The sequence below is a fragment of the Thiorhodovibrio winogradskyi genome (genome assembly GCF_036208045.1).
GTDB classification, from domain to species: Bacteria; Pseudomonadota; Gammaproteobacteria; order Chromatiales; family Chromatiaceae; genus Thiorhodovibrio; species Thiorhodovibrio winogradskyi.
Genome location: NZ_CP121472.1, coordinates 3,985,533 through 4,003,904, shown reverse-complemented (window position 1 = coordinate 4,003,904; position 18,372 = coordinate 3,985,533). Strand labels below are relative to the sequence as shown.

The following is an 18,372-nucleotide window of genomic DNA, read 5'->3' as shown; positions in this document are numbered from 1 at the left end:
TTGGACAAGAGCCAGCCTGGCCGCATCTTGTCCGCGGACCAATGACAAACCGCAAGGCACAACTCGCAAGGAGCCCCGATGGAAACAGAAGCCGTGACCCAACTCATCCGCGCTGGCCTGCCCGACGCAGAGGTGCAAGTCAGTGGCGATGGCAGTCACTTCGACGCCATTGTCGTGAGCAAGGCATTCGAGGGACTCACACCCATAAAAAAACAACGCCTGGTCATGGACAGCGTGCGCGAGCAAATCGCCAGCGGCGAATTGCATGCGCTGTCCATCAAAACCCTGACCCCGGCGCAGTCAGCCGCCGAGCATCGGTTGTAATCCGGGTAAGGCCCAAAACTCAAACTCATGAGAACTTCTATCTCATGAGAATCCCTATCCCATCGGATTTAGATCTCGACACTTTTGGGGAATGCTGGGCATCGCCCTGAATAGGGCAACTCGCCATGGCCACCATGGAAGGTCATCTCTCCTGTCTCGGCGCAAATCCACACCTCGTCAGCTCCCTGCGCGAAATACAGAAACATTTTGTCGCGCAATTCGCTGAGGCGGTTACTTGGCGAGGCAACTTCAATGACGATTTCCGGTGCGCGTGCATAGGGCGTCGTCACGCCGTGAGCCATGAAGAACTCGCGCGAACACCATACTACATCGGCTACTTTCACGTTCTTGGTTGTCTGAATACTGCACTCGACAAAGGCTTTGCCCGTTGGCAAATGTTGCCTGAGCAGGAACAGAATGGCCGTCTGTAACAGACTGTGAGAATTCGTCGCTGGACTCATCTCAATCTTGCCCCATTCGTTGAGTTCAACCTTGAATGGAAGTTCCGCCAAAACGGGATCAGCGATGACCGAGGACCAGTCCATACTCTCTCCCTCCAGTAGACTGTCAGCTTTGGTGCGAACCCAGCGCTGGCGACTCTGGGATCTGCTGTCGTAAATCATCAAGCCACACTTCCGCCACCGCGTCGCTTGGCGCGCGCCAGTCTCCGCGTGGTGAGAGTGAACCGCCCGAGCTGACTTTTGGCCCATTGGGCATGCAGCTGCGTTTGAACTGACTGCTGCCGAAAAAGCGCCGGACAAAGACCTCGAGCCAGCGGCGAATGCTGCTCAGATCATACTGATGCCTTTCCTCGGCGCTCATGCCCTCCGGCCAGGGCTCGCGGTTGCGATCATGCCAGGCATGCCAAGCGAGAAAGGCCACCTTGCTTGGGCGCAGGCCATAGCGGCTGATGTAATAGAGGTTGAAGTCCTGCAGCTCATAGGGCCCGATGATGTCCTCGCTGCGCTGAATATGCCCCTGCGCATCGGGCGGCACCAGCTCGGGTGAGATTTCCGTCTGCAGAATGCGCAGCAAGACGGCCTTGGTGGCATCATCGAATTGATCGCCCGCGATCAGCCAGCGGATCAGGTACTGAATCAGCGTCTTGCTGACCGAGGCGTTCACATTGTAATGCGACATCTGGTCACCCACGCCATAGGTGGACCAGCCAAGGGCGATCTCCGACAGGTCGCCGGTGCCCAACACCAATGCCCGGTGATGGTTGGCCAGCCGGAACAAATGCGAGCTGCGCTCCCCGGCCTGTACGTTCTCGAAAGTTACATCATGCACCGGCTGTCCATTGGCAAAAGGATGGCCAATATCTTGTAGCATTTGCAGGCAGGAGGGGCGGATGTCGATTTCCGCCGCGGTGACGCCCAGCGCCCGCATCAGCGCCCAAGCGTTGGCGCGGGTCGCCTCACTGGTGGCGAAGCCGGGCAGGGTGTAGGCCAGCACATGGGTGCGCGGCAGACCGAGTCGGTCCATGGTGCGCGCGGCCACCAGCAGCGCCTGGGTCGAATCCAGCCCGCCCGAGACGCCGATCACCAGTTGCTCGATGCCGGCGGCCGTCAGCCGCTTGGTGAGTGCCTGCACCTGAATGTTGTAAGTCTCGTAACAATCCGCATCGCGCGCGCGGCTGTCCGCCGGTACGAATGGAAAGCGCTCGATGCGGCGCTTGAGACCGAGATCGCCGCCTGGCAACTCAGGCGTGAAACCAATCCGTCGCAGCCCGCGCAGGCGCTCGACCTCAGTTGCGGCGGCGTCGGCAAAGCTGGTGCGTCGGCGGCGCTCGGCAATGAGCAAATCCAAATCAATATCAGCCAGAATCATCTGCTCGCCGGGCGCGAAGCGTTCGGACTCAGCCAAGAGTTGGCCGTTTTCGTAAATCACCGCTTGGCCGTCCCAGGCAAGATCCGTGCTCGACTCTCCGGGTCCGGCGGCGGAGTAGAGGTAAGCGGCCAGGCATTTGCTGGATTGGGCCGCGCACAGGGCATTGCGCTCGGCCGCCTTGCCGATGGTGATGTTGCTGGCGGACAGGTTCAGCAGCAGGGTGGCGCCGGCCAGGGCGGCATGGGTGCTGGGTGGGATGGGCGTCCACAGATCCTCGCACAGCTCCAAGTGCAGCACGCAGCCGGGCAGGTCGCGCGCCTCGAACAACAAATCATTGCCGAAAGGGACCGTCTCGCCGAGCAGCCGGATCTCTCGGCTCAGTGCCTCGCGCGCCGGGCTGAACTGGCGCTTTTCGTAGAATTCACGAAAATTGGGCAAGAAACTCTTGGGCACCGCGCCCAGCAGTCGGCCCTGGTGCACCAGCACGGCCGTGTTGAACAATCGCCCATCCACCGCCAGCGGCAAGCCGACCGCCAGCAGGGTGGCAAGGTCGCGGCTGGCCGCGCGCACGTCCTCCAGCGCTGCCAGGCTGGCGTCCAAGAGCGCCTGCTGCTGGAACAGATCCTCATTGCTGTAGGCCGAGAGTCCCAGCTCGGGGAAGAGGGCCACCAAGGCGCCCTGATGCGCGGCCTGCCGGGCAAGGCGCAAGCTGGCGCGGGCGTTGGCAACGGGATCGGCCACGATCACCTCGGGCACGCAGACGGCCACCCGCACCAGCCCCTGGTGGTAGAGGTTGAAAAAATTGCCCGCGGCGGGGCAGGGTGTCTTTGCTTCGGTCATCCGCCAGATTCCGGTGGCGCGGCTGTCACCGCGATGTCTTGGGGCCTTGTGCGTGAAATTTGGCCTTGCAGCTGCAAGCTCAGCTAGTTTCGGTGGCGGCATCGCCGGGGCAGTCGTGGATTGTATCGGCTGTTTTTGGAATTATTATCCTAATTCGTGTACCACGGCCAAGCTCGGAGCGAATCCAAAACCGCCCGCCAAGTTGGGTGCAAATGAAATAGGCCTTGGTTAATCCCAAGCCGCCGCCCATGGTGCGGCGATCCTGTACATTGGACGCCCGGTGACCGTAATCGATCACGAACTCGATTTCATCTTCGGGTATACCCCGGCCAGAATCCTCCACGCTAATGCAAAGTTGGCTGTCATCGCTCCAGATGCCTGCATTGATGCGACCTCCTGGGCTTGTGTATTTGCGTGCATTGGCTAGCAGATCTCGTGCCACATCGATGAGCGCCGCCGGCATGCGGATCAGTGGATCCTCGCTGCTGTGGATTTTAAAGTCGAGGTAATAATCCCGCGACTCCTGCGCGGCGATATTATTGGTGAAACGAAAACGCCCTTTGCTGTTTTTCTCGATCGCACCAAAGACCGCCTGAAAATCCTCGAGCACCCGCGCAATGTCAAACTCTCGCCAGCTGGTAAGTTCGTCAATACGTGCCTTAAGATCGGCAATACGCTTGCGCAGTACCAAAAAAATCGAATCCAAACTCTCCAGCGCATCGCGCACTCTCGCCGAATCACGCAACACCGGCTGGGTGCTAAGGTGCTCATTGATTTGCTGCTCAATTGCCGCCATGTCCTGATCAAGCCCGGCAATACGCACATAGGCTGTATCCGGATTCGACATCTCATTGGCCAGGACGAACAGGCGGTCGATATGGTTCTGAAGGACATTCTCCATTGAGCACAACTCGGCAATGTTGGAGAGTTCCAGATTTAGCACATTCAGGATGTTCAAAAATGAATGCGTATCCAGGGCAACAATCTGCGACCTGTCCAGCTGCAGCGGGCGAGTGATTTCGATTTCTTTCATTCTTGGCGAAATGTCATAAAGTTGATGGCTTGGCTCAGGTTACCACTGGCGCGAAACCTGAAGGTTTTGGGCCGCTGAGCCAGTCTGCTCTAAGACGGATATTGATGTATACCAAGATGCGTTAAAGGAATTTCCCAGCCCTGGCTGTTGCAGGCATTGACCAGAATGCGCTGAATGCTGGCCTGGATGATGGGTGTCATGGAGGCTGCCTCGCCGCCGAGGTCGAGGTGAATCAGATAGTCCAGGGAAGCGCCGCTGGCCTGGGCGAAGAGGACATTGATGGCCTTGATGACCTGCTTGGCCTTTCCTTGGCCGAAGGCATTGTCCAGTGCCGTGGGAAGTTCCTTATCCAGGGCTTCGAGCAGGCGCTTTGGCACCTCGGTGGTGGCGATTGCCTGATGGCGGTAATCGATGCCAAAACGACTGACGACGCGGAATCCCTGTGAGAGCTTGCGCGGATTGAGCGCGACAAAGCCATCGGTGGGGTAGCGCACCTCGGCACCGCCGGGTTCTTGCACAATCACGTTGGCGGGGCTTTGGTGGATGACCTGGCCGAGGCGACCATCGGCCAGCTCGACCCAATCGCCCTGTTCGGTTGGAAACCATGGCTCCTGCTCGCCGGGCGGGCGGGAGATGTGGCCGACCAGATGTTTGACTGGCATCTGCTGGAGGCCGCCGTCAAGCAGCGGGTTGACCAGCCGGGCGGTGAAGGCCAGGGACTCTACGCGATAGGGCAGGCCGTTGAAAACCAGGCGTTCGCCCTCGCGCACCGGGCCGATGTTCAAAATGAGTTTGACTGTCTCGATCTGGCTCGGCAGGGTGTTGATACTGGCCCAACCGATGCCGATCAGGAAGATCAGAATAATGCCGAGCATGAACCAGTCGCCGGCCATGTTGAACACCAGCAGCATGGCGATCAGGCCGCCGAGCACGCTGAAGGCATGCAGCAACAGGGTGGTCAGGCGGGTGCTGAAGCGGTTGTCCGCCGCCGGCGACAGGCGCCGCAGTGCATTGGCGAGCCAGCGCACGCCCAGGAACACCAGCGCGAAGGCGGCGATGGCCATGACCAGATTCAGCCCCCGGGTGCGGAAGAAGCGCTTGGCGTAGCCGGTGGTTTCCTCCAGCACCGACTGGCGTTGCGCCAGGCGGTTGTTGAGTTGCAACTCCAGGGCCGCATAGTTGTTGCTACTGTCGGTGGCGATCCGTTGCCAGTTGTCCAGACGTTCCTGCAGGCGTTCTTGCAGGGCTGGGCTTGGATTTTGCGCCAGCAATTGTTTGAGGCGGGTGCTTGCCTCGGCGGCGAGCCTCTTGCGCTCCTCGACCTCATTCATCTGCGCGCGCAATTCGCCAATGGCGCGTGATTCCTTGGTGGCGTTTTCCAACTCGGCAATGATGGGTTTGAGCAGCTTGCTCAGTTCATCCTGCCAGTTGAAGGGCTTTTCTTCCTCCTCGATAAAAGGGCGCAGGTCGATATTGACGGCGAATTTCTCGAATTGGCGGCGTTGCTCCCCGAGCTCGTCCTTGAGCTTGCGCAGGCGCTCGCTCAGTTCCTGTTGGGTCACGCTGTCCTCGGCGGCGATCAGTTGCCGTTGAACTTCGCCAACCTGTTCCTCCTTGCTGGCCAGGGCGCGGTCGAGGGCTTCAAGGGAGCGCAGTTCATTGGCGCTTGGGCCCCGTTGGCCTTCGCCGAGCAGTGGATCGGAGATGAGGGTGTCGCTTTCTGCTGGCCTGTCGTCTTCCCGCGCTGACTGCCCATCCGGGTTGGTCGCTCCATCGGCCGGTGTGGCGGGCCGCTCCTGGGGCGGTGCGCTTTGGGTGTCGGGCTCGGCGGCAATGTGAGCCGTGATGACCATCAGGCAGAAGCTAAGCAAGAGCTTTGTGAGAGCTCCTGGGCGTAAGCCCGTGGGGGATGACTTTGGATTCAAGATCATGATCGGTTCCTGCCATGCGACTCAGGAGGGTGATATCAGGCCCATCGCACCCGAGGGTGGGCGAGCCTTCGCCAGGGCTGGGATGCTATTGCTGCTCCCATATTACACCGCAAAGCACCTCGAGAAGAACGACGGTGGTTTGGCGCAGTTGTTTGATCACGGCGGCGCGCCCGGAATGGCCGAGGTGCGGCGCCACCCCTTCCGGTGGCAGTTGCTGGAGCACCACGGCGATGAAGCCCTCGGCCTGGTTCTGGCCAAGCTGACCTTGCGCAAGCGCTTGGGAAAAGGGATCGGGGGCGAGTTGGACCAGTGCCGGCAGCGCGGCCTCAAGGCTGCGCTGGTGGTGGGCGAAGCCGCGGAGTTCTGCCCTGATCTGAGCTGGGATCTGAGCTGGGATCTGAGCCGGCTGCAGACCCGGTAGCTGAGCCGGAAGGCGGGCTTTGTGTGCCAGATCGGGCGGGTCGCTGCTGCTCGCGCGCAGCAGTTCGACAACCAGGTCGGGTTTCAGATCACGCAGGCGACCGGGGAGCAGGCGTGGCAGGCGCTCGCGGAATTGGGCGCGGGCTTGCGCGAGGAGTTCCCGTCCCGGCTGGCTGAGTGCTCGCAAGACCACGGCGGCATGGGCGCCGGTGGCGGCATTGCGATGGCTGCCAAGCTGCACCGGAGTAAAGCCGCTGGCGCGCCAGAAAGCCAGCAGCTCCGGGGTGGCTCCGAAGCTGGCGCCAATCAGATCCAACCCATCGGTGGCAGCCTGATGGATCAGCGCCTGGAGCAGCGCGCGGCCATGACCCTGACGCTGTGCCGCCGGATGCACGGCGATGCGCACAATACGCGCGTATTTCAGTCGCGGTGCGTCTGCCAACCCAGCGTGCGCCGACAGGGTTTGAGGCAGCAGATGGCCGCGGGGGCGGCGCTCGCCGGCGAAGATGGCGGCGCTTAAGCTGTCATCGAACCCGCCTTCCTTGGCAACCAGGGCGGTGGCGAGCAGGCTGTCGCCGCGTCTGAGAATGGTCAGACCCAGATTCGGCCCGTCAAGCAGCTGGCGCAGATCGCTCGGGCGGGTCTGATAGTGCGCGAGCAGCAGCAGGCCAAAGACTTGGCGCAGGCGTTCTTCCTGCCGGCTCAATTGCCGGCGATCAATCCATTCGATATGTGGCGGCTGGTCCGCGCTGGCCTTGATCTGCTCATCCGTGGCCGGTTCGGCATCCAGCAGCAGGAGCCGGTCAATCAAGGCTTCGAGCGGGTCGCCGGCGGCGAAGCGCACAGGCTGCTTGAGTTCGAGATGGCGCCAGCCAGGCTTGCGCTGGTCAAGCAGGGGAAAGAAGCGCAGCGCGAAGCCGCGCCCGGTGCCTTCGTAACCCTGGGTGGTGGTGGCAAAAACGATGCGCGGATAGCAATCGAGCAGCGCTTGCACCAGGGGCGCGGGAATGCCAGCGGCTTCGTCCACCAGCAGCAGGTCGGCGTCAGGCTGGTCGCGCAGGAGCTGATCGGGCGGCAGGAAGACCGGGTATCCTCGGCCTGGCTGCTGGCGTGCCTGGGCCTGTGCGAGCAGGGTGCGAGCCGCGCGATAACACGGGGCTGTCACCAGGACGCGTGCTGTTAGGGAGTCGCACCAGTCGGCCGCGGCCAGCCCAAGCGCGGTGGACTTGCCGCGTCCGCGACCAGCGCTGACCACCAGTGGACGCGGGTCGCTTGTTGTCATGAGTTCGCCGATGGCGCCGAGAACTTGCTGCTGCTCAAGGGTGAGTTCTGGGGGGATGCCTGCGGCTATGTTGAAAAAACGCTTTGTTACCGGGGCGAGCTTGGCTTGGCGAATGATTTCGCATCTGCGGCTTGCAGATGCGCCGGTGGGTTCGGGCTGATCGGCAGTGTCCGCGCTCGCGCCTTGGACGATGCGCCGGCTGCCAGGGGCCGTTTCCAGCAGGGCGGCCATGCGGGTGAGAAAGCCATGACCAACAGCGTCCGGCGGGTAGGGATGGGTGGCGATGCGCGTGGCGGCGGGATCGGCGAAATCCGACCAGAGTGCCAGCGGTGGACCGAGCAGCAACAGCAGGCCACCGCCGCGCAGGGCGCCGGCCGCGATGGCCAGGGCGTCGGCGTCCAGGCCGGTAAAGAGATCATAGACAATCAGCTCGGACTCGCTGCCGAGCAGCTTGTGAGCCTCGCTGACCGGCCGGCTTTGCCCCGAGGGGTGGCGGCCAAGCCAATGGACCGGCCAGTCCGAGTGCTGAGCGGCCATGAGGGCGCCAACAATGGCGTGCGCGGTGGCGAGCGTCCATTCAGCCCCGCCTTCAAGCAGCAGCAGCCGGCGTGCGTGACTGGCATGCGCCTGCTGGCGCAGCGCCATGGCCGTGGCGATGCCTTGGTCGTGTAGGGGGGCTGTCTCGGATGCGATAAAGGTGAGTGTGTCTAAAATCGCGGGGATTGATTCGGCCTGGTAGTGGTTGTTCGGAGGTGGCATCAAAGCTGCTTGGCTCTAGTTGAAATGTGCGGAGTGAAAGCGCTGAGCTCCAAGGATGCTCGGGATCATGCCTTATTTGAAGGCCAGAGCCTGAAGCATCATCGCCGGTAAAGTGGCATCCGGTGACCAGAGATGCATGCTGGACGTGTGCGATTGCCTTGGTTAGAATGGCACCGCAAGAGTGGGGAGGCCAATAGTCGCTTGCAGGTCTGTTGGGGCTGCAAGCGTTGCGGAGATTGAATAATCTTTTCGTGGTTATCGTCTGGCCCTGGGTATTGGCCCTGAGCGACAAGTCATTTTTCTGCCGTGCTGGTGACTCAGGACGAAGCTCAAACGCGCCTGAGTTGTTGATTCCTTCCGCGCCCCGCAATGGTGCGTCGATGCGCGCCCGCGGTGCATTGGCCGCCCGCTGCTGGTCGCCGTGGCGATCTTCTTCCAAGCGGGACAGGACAGCGAGGGAGTAACCCTAAAATGTGTGGACTTTGCGGAGAAATCCGCTTCGACGACAAACCCATTGATCTCGCTGCCCTGGCGGCGATCAACGACCACATGGCTCCGCGCGGACCGGACGGCCGCGGGCTGTTTCAGCAGGGCGCGCTGGCGCTCGGCCACCGGCGCCTGAGCATTATCGATCTCAGCACCCATGCCGGCCAGCCCATGGTCGACAATGCCCTGGGCCTGAGCGTGGCCTTCAATGGCTGCATCTACAACTACCAGTCCTTGCGCGATGAACTCATTGGCAAGGGCTATCGGTTCTTCTCCCATGGCGACACCGAGGTGGTGCTCAAGGCCTTTCATGCCTGGGGCGAGCGCTGTGTGGAGCGTTTCCATGGCATGTTCGCCTTCGCGGTGGCGGAGCGCGACAGCGGCCGGTTGACGCTGGTGCGTGATCGCCTGGGCATCAAGCCCTTGTATATCGCCGATATACCAGGTGGACTGCGCTTTGCCTCCAGCTTACCGGCGCTACTGGCCGGCGGTGGCATGGATACCGACCTCGACCCGGTCGCGCTGCACTATTACATGCATTTTCATTCCGTGGTGCCGGCGCCGCACAGCATTGTGCGCGGGGTGCGTAAGCTGCCGCCGGCAAGCATCCGCGTGATCGAACCCAACGGGCGCGCGCGCGAGCATGGCTATTGGGAACCACGCTTCGAGGCTCTGCCCGAGGATGCGGGACGCTCCGAGCAGGATTGGCAGGCACTGGTGCTGGAGGCACTGCGCACCGCCGTCGATCGCCGTCTGGTGGCGGATGTGGATGTCGGGGTGCTGCTCTCCGGTGGGCTGGATTCCAGCCTCATCGTTGGCCTGCTGGCCGAGCAGGGGCAGACCGGGCTCAATACCTTCTCGGTCGGCTTCGAGACCGTCGGCAGCGAGGTGGGTGATGAGTTCCAGTATTCGGACATCATCGCCCGGCACTATGACACCAAGCATCACAAGATCCAGGTCGATTCCAAGGCCAAACTGCTGCCCAATCTGCCCGGCTGCGTGCGCGCCATGGCCGAGCCCATGGTCAGCCATGATGTGATCGGCTTTTATCTGCTCTCCCAGGAAGTCGCCAAGCATGTGAAGGTGGTGCAAAGCGGGCAAGGCGCCGATGAGGTCTTTGGCGGCTACCACTGGTATCCACCCATGGTGGGCAGTACTGATCCGCTGGGGGATTACGCGCGCGCCTTCCGCGACCGCGAGCATGCCGAGTACTGCCAGGCAGTGCATCCGCGCTTTCATGGCGCCGATCACAGCCTTGAGTTCATCCGCGCGCACTTTGCCCAGCCGGGCGCCGAGGCACCGGTCGATAAGGCGTTGCGCATCGATCAAAGCATTATGCTGGTGGATGATCCGGTCAAACGTGTCGATAACATGACCATGGCCTGGGGGCTGGAGGCGCGGGTGCCCTTCCTCGACCACGAGCTGGTCGAGCTGGCGGCGCGGGTGCCGGATGCGCTCAAGCTGGCCGACGGGGGCAAGGGCATTCTCAAGGCCATTGGTCGCAAGGTGATTCCCCCGGAGGTGATCGACCGGCCCAAGGGCTATTTCCCAGTGCCGGCGCTCAAATATCTGCGCGGCGAGGTGCTGGAGATGGTGCGCGGGGTGGTGACCTCCCAGCGCGCGCGCGAGCGCGGGCTGTTTCAATCGGACTATGTCGAGCGGCTGCTGGCGGCGCCCGATGAGCACATCACACCTTTGCGCGGCTCCAAGCTGTGGCAGGTCGCCCTGTTGAATTTATGGCTGGGTGAGCACGGCCTTTAGGCCAAGTCTCGATCTAAATCACGACGGACCGTCCGCCGGTCCCGACGGGGCGAATCCACTTGCCCTTACAATTTGAGCGCGGGAGTATTTATGGCGATCAGAGACCGCACCCATCATCGGCTGGCACGCAAGAATGCGCCGACTCTGACCAATTGGCAGCCGAAGGCGCGGGAGCGGGAGCAGCATGCCCCGGCCAACGACAAGGTGGTCGACTGTGGCTGGGGGCGGCTGATTTTTGGCCAAACCTTCGCCGACCTGGCGCAACTGGCCCGAACTCTGCAGGAAGAACGTCCCGGCAAGCGTGATGTGGCGCTTTATTTGCGCGATCCTCATGTGGTGCTGTCCTTCGCGCCCCAGGATTTATTTCTCGACCCCTCCCACACCTTTCGGCTGTGGCTCGAGCGCTACCATTATTCCTCGCGCCGGCCTAAGGGCTTCATGGTGCGCCTGCTTAACAGCCGCAACGATGCCCAGGCCATTCATCGGCTGTATTGCACACGACGTATGGTGCCGCCACCGCCGGAGTTTATCTGGGAGAAGCATGCCTCGCGGGTGCTGCACTTCTGGGTCGCGGAGGACGTGCAGGACGGTTCCATTCTCGGCGCGGTCAACGGCGTCGATCATGTCGAGGCCTTTGGCGACCGCGAAAACGGCGCCAGTCTGTGGGCGCTGGCGGTTGATGCCCAGGCGCCCTATCCCGGTATCGGCGAGACCCTGGTGCGGCAAGTTGCCGAGTTCTTTCAGGCGCGTGGGCGGTCGTTTCTTGATCTCTCGGTGATGCACGACAACAAGCAGGCCATCCGCCTGTATGAAAAACTCGGCTTCGAGCGGGTTCCGGTGTTCGCGCTCAAGAACAAGAATGCCTTCAACGAGCCCTTATTCATCGGTCGCCAGCCGGTGGCGGATCTCAATATCTACGCCGCCATTATCGTCAACGAGGCGCGCCGGCGCGGCATCGGCACCGAGGTGATCGATGCCGAGGGCGGTTATTTCGCGCTCAGCCTTGGCGGGCGGCGCATTGTCTGCCGCGAATCCCTGAGCGAACTCACCACGGCGGTGGCCATGAGTCGCTGCGATGACAAGGCCGTGACCCATCGGCTGCTGCATCGGGTGGGTCTGCGGGTGCCGGGGCAGATCAAGGTTGAGGCGCTTGATCAGGCCGAGGCCTTTTTGTCCAAGCGCGGCAGTGTGGTGGTCAAGCCGACCCGGGGCGAGCAGGGGGCTGGTATCAGCGTGGATGTGCGCGATGCCGCCGAGTTGGAACGGGCCATCAAACGCGCGCGGCGGATTTCCGATACGGTGATTCTGGAAGAGTTCGTTAGCGGCGATGATTTGCGTATCATTGTGATTGATTTCGAGGTGGTGGCCGCCGCCATTCGCAAGCCGGCGCAGGTCATAGGTACGGGACGGCACAAGGTCGCTGAGTTGATTCACTTGCAAAGCCGCCGTCGTCGTGCCGCGACGGGTGGGGAAAGTTCCATACCGCTCGATGATGAGACAGAGCGCTGCGTGCAACAAGCCGGCTATCGCATGGATGACCTCCTACCCTATGGAGAAGTCTTGCAGGTGCGCAAAACGGCGAATCTGCACACTGGTGGCACCATTCATGATGTCACTGCCAAGCTGCATCCGGCGTTGATCAAAGCCGCCCAAGCCGCGGCGCGGGCGCTGGATATTCCAGTGACCGGGCTGGATTTCATCGTCCCCTCGGTGGCCGGGCCCGAGTATGTCATCATTGAGGCCAACGAACGGCCGGGGCTGGCCAATCATGAGCCCCAGCCAACAGCGGAGCGTTTTGTCGATCTGCTGTTCCCGCAAACCATTCCGCGCGAGGTGCCCGTTTGAAGCAGCTTCCGATCAATCTTGAGTATCTACAGGATATCCTGCTCAAGCTCCTGTTCACGCCTAGTCCCGCGGGTTATACCGACAGAGTGGTCCACCTGGTCTGCGAGGAGCTGGAGCGGCTTGGAGTTTCCTTCGAGCTGACCCGCCGCGGCGCCATTCGCGCCACACTCAAGGGCGAGATGGAAAAGCCCAACAAAGCCGTGGTCGCGCACATCGACACCCTGGGCGCCATGGTCAAGGCGCTCAAGCCAAATGGGCGGCTGGAGTTGGTGCCAGTTGGACACTGGAATTCGCGCTTCGCCGAGGGCGCGCGCTGCACCCTGTTTACCGATATTGGCCAGCATCGTGGTAGCATTTTGCCGTTGAAAGCCTCTGGCCACACTTTTGGTCCGGAAATCGACAACCAGCCTGGTGGCTGGCAGCACGTCGAGTTCCGTATCGACGAGCGAGTATCCAATCTCGCTGATCTGTTGCAGCTTGGTGTGCATGTTGGGGACTTTGTTGCCATCGACACCCAGCCCGAGATTACCGCGACGGGTTTTATCAATTCGCGTCATCTCGACGACAAGGCCGGCGCCGCGGTCTTGCTGGCGGCAGTCAAGGCAACGGTCGAACATAATGTGCGTTTGCCGGTGAACTGCCATCCTCTGTTCACCATTTCGGAGGAAGTCGGCTCGGGTGCCTCCGCCGCTTTGCATAAGGATGTCGCCGAGATGCTCACCATTGACAACGGCACCACGGCACCGGGGCAAAACTCCAGCGAATTTGGCGCCACGATTTGCATGGCCGATATGAGCGGCCCCTTCGACTATCACCTGACCCATCGCATCATTCAAATCTGTCAGGAGTTTCAGATTCCGCACCAGCGCGATATCTTTCGCTACTATCGCTCCGACAGCGCCGCCGCGCTCGAGGCCGGCAACGATGTGCGCACCGCCCTGGTCACCTTCGGCATCGACGCATCGCACGGCTACGAGCGTATCCATCAGGATGCGCTGGAATCCCTGGCCGAGTTGGTCGCCATTTACATGCAGAGTCCACCACTTTATGCACGTGACCGCTACGAGATGGGACCGCGCGCTGGTTTCCCGACAGTGCCGGGTTGAAGGAGCGACCTCATGCCTTGGCCTGCGCGGGACGCAACCGCGCGATCAGACGAAGGATCGTGGCGGCGCCGATCTGTCGGCGGGTGAACGCGCCAGATGGATTTGTCTCAACCCGGCGGGGTGCGATGGTCAAGGAAGGTGCGCCGAAACTGATCGCACTTGCCGAGCAGATCGCGCGCGCTCTTGGGCATGGGCACCCTGGCGCGCACAATGTTGGTCACCAGCGCAGTGCCGGCCGTGAGAATGCGGTTACCCTCCTGGGCCTCATGAATTTCCGTGAGTGAGGGCGCGGGAGAGAGTCGTGGCTGAATGTTTTGCAGCCGGTCGCGTGCCACCACGAAGGCCGGCCAGACCTTGAAAATGGCCGGATCGGTGCGCAGTATCTCGGTTTTGCCTTTGGCTGCCCGGCCAAACTCAAGCAGCAATGGTTTGATGTTGGGCATCTGGGTGCTGCCCTCGAAGGTTGCCATCAGGGTACCAGTGATGCGATCAACATCGCGCATGGTCTGCGCGATCTTGATATAACGGCTCTCGTAGAATGCAGCGATGGGCTGGCTGAAGGCCTTGAAGGGCTCGCCCCAAAGCTCGTCGATGCCTTCATCGCCGCCCCGGTGGCGGACCATCTGGCCAAGGTCCAGGGCCTCGAGCAGGTAATCCCCGCATTCGCGCATCAGCGCATTGTCGTGTTCAATTTCAACCCCGTCTGCCTGAAGCTCGACCAGCTTGGTAAAAATGGCCGTGGCGCGGTTGAACAGGGCGCCGGCCAACATAGCGCCATTGACGCGCTTGCGCTCCGGGTCGTTTTCGCGTTGATAGGCCTCGCGTGCTTCAGCCAAGCGAATGCCCGGGATGTTAATCCCGTGCTCGACATGGTTGAACAACCGCCGTGTCAGTGCCTCGATCAGGCCCTTTTTTGCCTCCAGACTCTCTGGCGGGGGCTCGTAGTGCTTGATCCAGTACCCGTCGAAGTAGACGCAGGTGCGGTTGTCGATCTCCGCGATGGTTCCGTTGCTGATAGCCTGGCTCATGGACGGGGAGCAAGTCTCAATTGCGCGGCAAAAGGCTGAAATTGAAAAATTCCGGGTGAAGACGGCGAGGATAGTCGGCGCATTGTCCGCGCGTCACTCCGGCCAATGCAAGTCGGTTGTGATGTCGACCGGCAGGCCGATGACGAGGTTGGTCGTGAGCTAGGGTACGCAGAGCTTCGGGTGTTCATCTGTTGTGCGTGGCGGATTGGCCTGATTGGTTGCTCGAGCTATGATGCGGCCAATGGACAGGGTTGCCAAATGGTCATTTTGGTCGCCCAATGAATAGCCTAGTTGGTCACCGGTCGTTGTGGATTCGAGTGATGCCTGGGTGCCAGGGTTTCGGCCACAGTCGTGATCAGAGTCGTGATCAGAGTTGCGATAACAGTCCCCTCAACAAGGGCGCAGGTGAAACTATGACAAACAGAATCTATCCCCCTCGGATCGGACGTTATGCGCCCGCGCTGTTCTTCGTGTCCGCTGTCTTAACGGCCCCCGTACTGGCGGACGCAGCTGCAAAAAAGGTGCTTGATGGAACAAACATGGAGTCCGCGGCCGCAACTCAGACAGAAACGTTACCAAAGCCACCGGCCGCGTCCTCCGTGCCGAGTCGTGCCGAGTTGGTCAAGCTCATCGACCGCATGGCGGCCAAGTATGGGCTTGATTCATCCTTGGTGCATGCCATTGTGCGGGCAGAGTCCAATTACAACCCCCATGCAGTCTCGCATGCCGGTGCCGTCGGGCTGATGCAGGTCATGCCGGCAACAGCCGCCGATTATGGCGTGAGTTCGACCGATAAGCTGTTTGATCCCACTATCAACGCGCAAACCGGGACTCGTCACCTCAAGCGCTTGCTTGGAAAATACAGTATCGGCAAGGCGGTGATGGCCTACAACGCGGGTGAAGGCGCGCTTGAGCGAAGTAAAGGTTTTGTGACCTTCGCGGAAACACAGGTCTATACCCACCGGGTGCTGACCTCCTACCTGCGCGGAAAAGGTGTTGAGCCCTACTCGCCAGAAGCGCAAAAACTGACAGGTATTCAACTAACGCCTGCCATGGCGCGGGCGCGGGCTACCCCTTCTTCAAGCATCCAAGCGGTGAACCGCCAAGTCTCCCGCCTCAGGTTGCGACTGGAACCGACCTGGGTGACCAGCCCACTGTCAAAAAATGCGCTCGATCCGCGATTGCATCAAACTGGGCCCAAGAGCAAGCCGATGTTCGTGCTCGAACCGCCCAAGGTTCGCCCTAGGCCCTGATGTTTGCCGGATTCTTGACGGCAGCACCTTGTAGTGCCTGGCAAAGACCTGCCGGAATTTCGACGACTTCTCTGGTGTTTTTTATTAAGATACTGATAAATAAATAGAAAAAAGGTTGGCACGTTAGTCGCTTTCCTGCTGGCAAACCCGAAAACGCCAGCCATCGAGGGAAGTATGATGAGCGCAGCTAACCAAGCCGAAACTCCGAACCTCACACTTGTTGCCTCCAATGCCACGCCCCAACTGAAGGCGCGCGACAGTATCGATGGCGTCGAATTCCTGCAGGCCATCAGCGCATCGCTCGAACTCGATCACGTGGTGCGCACCGCCATGAGCTACCTGAGCGAGCTGGTGGCAATGCGCTCTTGGGAGTATGCATTCCAGTCCGCTCAATTCGAGGCGCCGCTGTTTCAGCTGAGCGATGGTAAGGTCGACCGCCATCGGTTGGAATATACCCTTGGCTCCGCCGGTCAGCCCATGGGCCATCTGACCCTGACGCGCGGGCGTCGCTTCTCCGAGCAAGAGCAGGAGAAAATCGAAGGTCTGCTCGGGCTGGCCGCGCCGGCTCTGCGCAATGCGCTGCGCTTTCGCGAACTCAGCCTGCAGCTCGAGACCGACCCAATGACCGGTCTTGGCAACCGGCGTGCGCTCCATACCCAGGGCGAGCGCTGGCTGGCCGATAGCCTGCGCCAGCACCGCCCGCTGACCATGCTTGCGTTGGATCTGGACCGCTTCAAACCGATCAACGACCAGTTTGGTCACCCCGAGGGCGACCGCCTGCTGTGCGAGGTCGCGCGCGTGCTGCGCGAGAGCACCCGTCCCTCGGATGTCTGCGTGCGCATGGGTGGGGATGAATTCGTCGTGCTGCTGCCGGGCGCCGACCTGACCTGCGCCATGGACTGCGCCGAGCGCATTCGCCAGACTATCTCAGAGATAGAGCTGTCAGTCCCGGATGCGGCCGGGGTGCGCGTCAGCGCCAGCATCGGGCTGGCCATGCATCACGAGGGCATGACCCTGGACCAGCTCTACAATCAGGCTGATAACGCCCTCTATGCCGCCAAGCATGCCGGTAGTAACCGAGTGCTGGCCGGAGGTCGCAGTTCCCTGGCCAAACCCGAGCTGCGCATCGCAGCCGGCTAGTCTCGCCCGCAGCTGGCCGATCTTCCTGGTCGGCCAGTTCTGTTCGGCTAGTTGTGGACATTCTCAGGAATCCTGCCAATCCCGCGCAATCCACTCGCGCGTGATCCAGTCGCTTGGTGGTGGCAGGGTGCGGCTGGCGATGGCGCAGAGAGCATCCGCCCGCGGTCTGGCATGTGCCACCTGGATGTCTGGAGTATCGGGCAGACGGTATCCAGGAAGCCCCCGTCCATCGCGCTTTACGCGCGCCTCCAGCGCCGTCCAGGCGGTAAAAAAGGCGAGCAGACGCTCCTCGGCTTGCAGCTGGCGCAGGCGTTCGGCCTCTGCGTCGCCAAACATGCGCCGGGCAATGCCGAGCGTATCACCCCGATCACACAGAATTTCCGCATCAAGGCCAAGGGGCTCTCGCCAGCGCAACGCCAGCAGGGTCAAATCCCCCGTGGTGCTGAGATTGAATTCCATGCCGGTTCCATCCCCCAATCCATCTCCCAGCCAAGCTCCAGATCCGGCTCCATATCCAACGCCAGATCCGATGGGGGCCGCTGGAGCGGTAATGCGCGGCTTGCCAGTGGCTGAATAGGCGAAGTCGATCGCGGATGCCTCGCAGTCCAGATAAGCGCCAAAAATCCGACGGCAGGCATAATGGGAGAGCAGAAACCGCCGACGCAGATTTGACGCACGCAGCCTTTGTCCGCGCGCGAATTCTGCTGCCGAGAGGGTTGCGCGACAGCGCGCCTCCAGTTCGGGTAGCTCGGCATCGGCATGAATGCGCCACAGATGCAGGTCGCCGGGGCGCGGCAGCGGGAGCGCGGTGTCTCCCCGCGCTCTCAAAGCATTTGCCTGGTGCAAGTCTTTCGGGTGCAAGTCCCTGAGGTGGGCGGATTTCCAGTCGCTGTGCCAGTCAATCAGCGGTGGTGCTTGATCCATCATTGGGTTGGGAGTGTCAGTGAAATCGCGTTGCCCGTGCAAAGTTCAGGTGCAAAGATCTGGTCTAAATTCCAGACCCAAGCCTGAGTCCTCGACGGCTCGGGTCTGGGCGCCGCGCGCCGCCTCGGCGATAATGCCAGGGCCATGAATGCCTCTTCAGTCGCGACTGACCTCTTGCCGGCGATCCAGAGCGCCGAATCGGACCCTCTGCCCGAGGCCGTGATCGAGGCTATCTGTCAAAAAGGCTGCCGTCAGGTGCATGATGACATCGCCCGTTTGGAGCAGAACGACTCCGTGCCTGAAGCCCGCGGGCTAAGTCACGCGCAACGGGTGCGCCTGCTCGCCGAATTGCGTGCCATCATGGCCGTCTATGAGGGGCGCCGCGGGCTCGAGTGACGCCGGCCCTGTTA

At 61.4% G+C, this 18,372-nt stretch carries 14 protein-coding genes; 7 read left to right on the top strand and 7 right to left on the bottom strand.

The genetic code is table 11. From position 1 onward, the window contains the following. Window positions 1-78 precede the first annotated feature (78 nt). Window positions 79-324, top strand: coding sequence for a BolA family protein (locus tag Thiowin_RS18300; RefSeq protein WP_328984398.1), 246 nt, complete (start codon window positions 79-81; stop codon window positions 322-324). A gap of 68 nt (window positions 325-392) precedes the next feature. Here the strand turns inward: Thiowin_RS18300 and Thiowin_RS18295 are convergent, their stop codons facing one another. The 5 genes from Thiowin_RS18295 to Thiowin_RS18275 all read right to left on the bottom strand — a co-directional run bounded on the left by Thiowin_RS18295 (window position 393) and on the right by Thiowin_RS18275 (window position 8,419). Beyond that, window positions 393-869 carry a Uma2 family endonuclease gene (locus Thiowin_RS18295; RefSeq protein WP_328984397.1) on the bottom strand — a complete coding sequence of 159 codons (477 nt, stop codon included), beginning with the start codon at window positions 867-869 and terminating at the stop codon, window positions 393-395. Between the two features lie 22 nt (window positions 870-891). Continuing rightward, complete coding sequence (locus Thiowin_RS18290; protein WP_328984396.1) at window positions 892-2,994, bottom strand: NAD(+) synthase; 2,103 nt, start codon at window positions 2,992-2,994, stop codon at window positions 892-894. Window positions 2,995-3,073: 79 nt separating this feature from the next. After that, window positions 3,074-4,027 carry a sensor histidine kinase gene (locus Thiowin_RS18285; RefSeq protein ID WP_328984395.1) on the bottom strand — a complete coding sequence of 318 codons (954 nt, stop codon included), beginning with the start codon at window positions 4,025-4,027 and terminating at the stop codon, window positions 3,074-3,076. A gap of 89 nt (window positions 4,028-4,116) precedes the next feature. Continuing rightward, the gene (locus Thiowin_RS18280) at window positions 4,117-5,898 is read right to left on the bottom strand and encodes an AAA family ATPase (RefSeq protein WP_328984394.1); all 1,782 of its coding nucleotides are present in this window, start codon (window positions 5,896-5,898) and stop codon (window positions 4,117-4,119) included. 145 nt (window positions 5,899-6,043) lie between these two features. Beyond that, entirely contained in the window at window positions 6,044-8,419 is a 2,376-nt protein-coding gene (locus Thiowin_RS18275) for a tRNA(Met) cytidine acetyltransferase TmcA (RefSeq protein ID WP_328984393.1), read from the bottom strand. Between the two features lie 471 nt (window positions 8,420-8,890). Between Thiowin_RS18275 and Thiowin_RS18270 the strand changes: the two genes are divergently transcribed. The 3 genes from Thiowin_RS18270 to Thiowin_RS18260 all read left to right on the top strand — a co-directional run bounded on the left by Thiowin_RS18270 (window position 8,891) and on the right by Thiowin_RS18260 (window position 13,617). Then, window positions 8,891-10,666: an N-acetylglutaminylglutamine amidotransferase gene (locus Thiowin_RS18270; RefSeq protein ID WP_328984392.1), complete on the top strand. Its 1,776-nt coding sequence runs from the start codon at window positions 8,891-8,893 to the stop codon at window positions 10,664-10,666. A gap of 90 nt (window positions 10,667-10,756) precedes the next feature. After that, window positions 10,757-12,511 (top strand): N-acetylglutaminylglutamine synthetase, encoded by a 1,755-nt coding sequence (ngg, locus tag Thiowin_RS18265; RefSeq protein WP_328984391.1) that lies wholly within the window; start codon window positions 10,757-10,759, stop codon window positions 12,509-12,511. Then, window positions 12,508-13,617, top strand: coding sequence for an osmoprotectant NAGGN system M42 family peptidase (locus Thiowin_RS18260; protein WP_328984390.1), 1,110 nt, complete (start codon window positions 12,508-12,510; stop codon window positions 13,615-13,617). The genes ngg and Thiowin_RS18260 overlap by 4 nt, the downstream gene beginning before the upstream one ends. Window positions 13,618-13,724: 107 nt before the next feature. On the opposite strand, the gene Thiowin_RS18255 is transcribed toward Thiowin_RS18260, so the two are convergent. Beyond that, complete coding sequence (locus Thiowin_RS18255) at window positions 13,725-14,645, bottom strand: hypothetical protein (RefSeq protein ID WP_328984389.1); 921 nt, start codon at window positions 14,643-14,645, stop codon at window positions 13,725-13,727. Window positions 14,646-15,058: 413 nt separating this feature from the next. Between Thiowin_RS18255 and Thiowin_RS18250 the strand changes: the two genes are divergently transcribed. Both Thiowin_RS18250 and Thiowin_RS18245 read left to right on the top strand, forming a co-directional pair. Next, a complete protein-coding gene (locus Thiowin_RS18250) occupies window positions 15,059-15,898 on the top strand; it encodes a lytic transglycosylase domain-containing protein (protein ID WP_328984387.1) in 840 nt (279 codons plus the stop codon). Window positions 15,899-16,072: 174 nt separating this feature from the next. Next, window positions 16,073-17,038, top strand: a complete 966-nt coding sequence (locus Thiowin_RS18245; protein WP_328984386.1) for a GGDEF domain-containing protein — start codon at window positions 16,073-16,075, stop codon at window positions 17,036-17,038. 63 nt (window positions 17,039-17,101) lie between these two features. Here the strand turns inward: Thiowin_RS18245 and Thiowin_RS18240 are convergent, their stop codons facing one another. Beyond that, window positions 17,102-17,965 carry a 4'-phosphopantetheinyl transferase family protein gene (locus Thiowin_RS18240; protein ID WP_328984385.1) on the bottom strand — a complete coding sequence of 288 codons (864 nt, stop codon included), beginning with the start codon at window positions 17,963-17,965 and terminating at the stop codon, window positions 17,102-17,104. A 141-nt stretch (window positions 17,966-18,106) separates the two neighbouring features. On the opposite strand from Thiowin_RS18240, the gene Thiowin_RS18235 reads away from it, so the two are divergent. Continuing rightward, window positions 18,107-18,358: a hypothetical protein gene (locus Thiowin_RS18235; protein ID WP_328984384.1), complete on the top strand. Its 252-nt coding sequence runs from the start codon at window positions 18,107-18,109 to the stop codon at window positions 18,356-18,358. The last annotated feature ends 14 nt before the right edge of the window (window positions 18,359-18,372 follow it).

Coding starts and splice junctions, on each gene's coding strand:
- Thiowin_RS18300 (WP_328984398.1), top strand. CDS start 79: ATGGAAACAGAAGCCGTGACCCAACTCATCCGCGCTGGCCTGCCCGAC.
- Thiowin_RS18295 (WP_328984397.1), bottom strand. CDS start 869: ATGGACTGGTCCTCGGTCATCGCTGATCCCGTTTTGGCGGAACTTCCA.
- Thiowin_RS18290 (WP_328984396.1), bottom strand. CDS start 2,994: ATGACCGAAGCAAAGACACCCTGCCCCGCCGCGGGCAATTTTTTCAAC.
- Thiowin_RS18285 (WP_328984395.1), bottom strand. CDS start 4,027: ATGAAAGAAATCGAAATCACTCGCCCGCTGCAGCTGGACAGGTCGCAG.
- Thiowin_RS18275 (WP_328984393.1), bottom strand. CDS start 8,419: ATGCCACCTCCGAACAACCACTACCAGGCCGAATCAATCCCCGCGATT.
- Thiowin_RS18270 (WP_328984392.1), top strand. CDS start 8,891: ATGTGTGGACTTTGCGGAGAAATCCGCTTCGACGACAAACCCATTGAT.
- ngg (WP_328984391.1), top strand. CDS start 10,757: ATGGCGATCAGAGACCGCACCCATCATCGGCTGGCACGCAAGAATGCG.
- Thiowin_RS18255 (WP_328984389.1), bottom strand. CDS start 14,645: ATGAGCCAGGCTATCAGCAACGGAACCATCGCGGAGATCGACAACCGC.
- Thiowin_RS18250 (WP_328984387.1), top strand. CDS start 15,059: ATGACAAACAGAATCTATCCCCCTCGGATCGGACGTTATGCGCCCGCG.
- Thiowin_RS18245 (WP_328984386.1), top strand. CDS start 16,073: ATGATGAGCGCAGCTAACCAAGCCGAAACTCCGAACCTCACACTTGTT.
- Thiowin_RS18240 (WP_328984385.1), bottom strand. CDS start 17,965: ATGATGGATCAAGCACCACCGCTGATTGACTGGCACAGCGACTGGAAA.
- Thiowin_RS18235 (WP_328984384.1), top strand. CDS start 18,107: ATGAATGCCTCTTCAGTCGCGACTGACCTCTTGCCGGCGATCCAGAGC.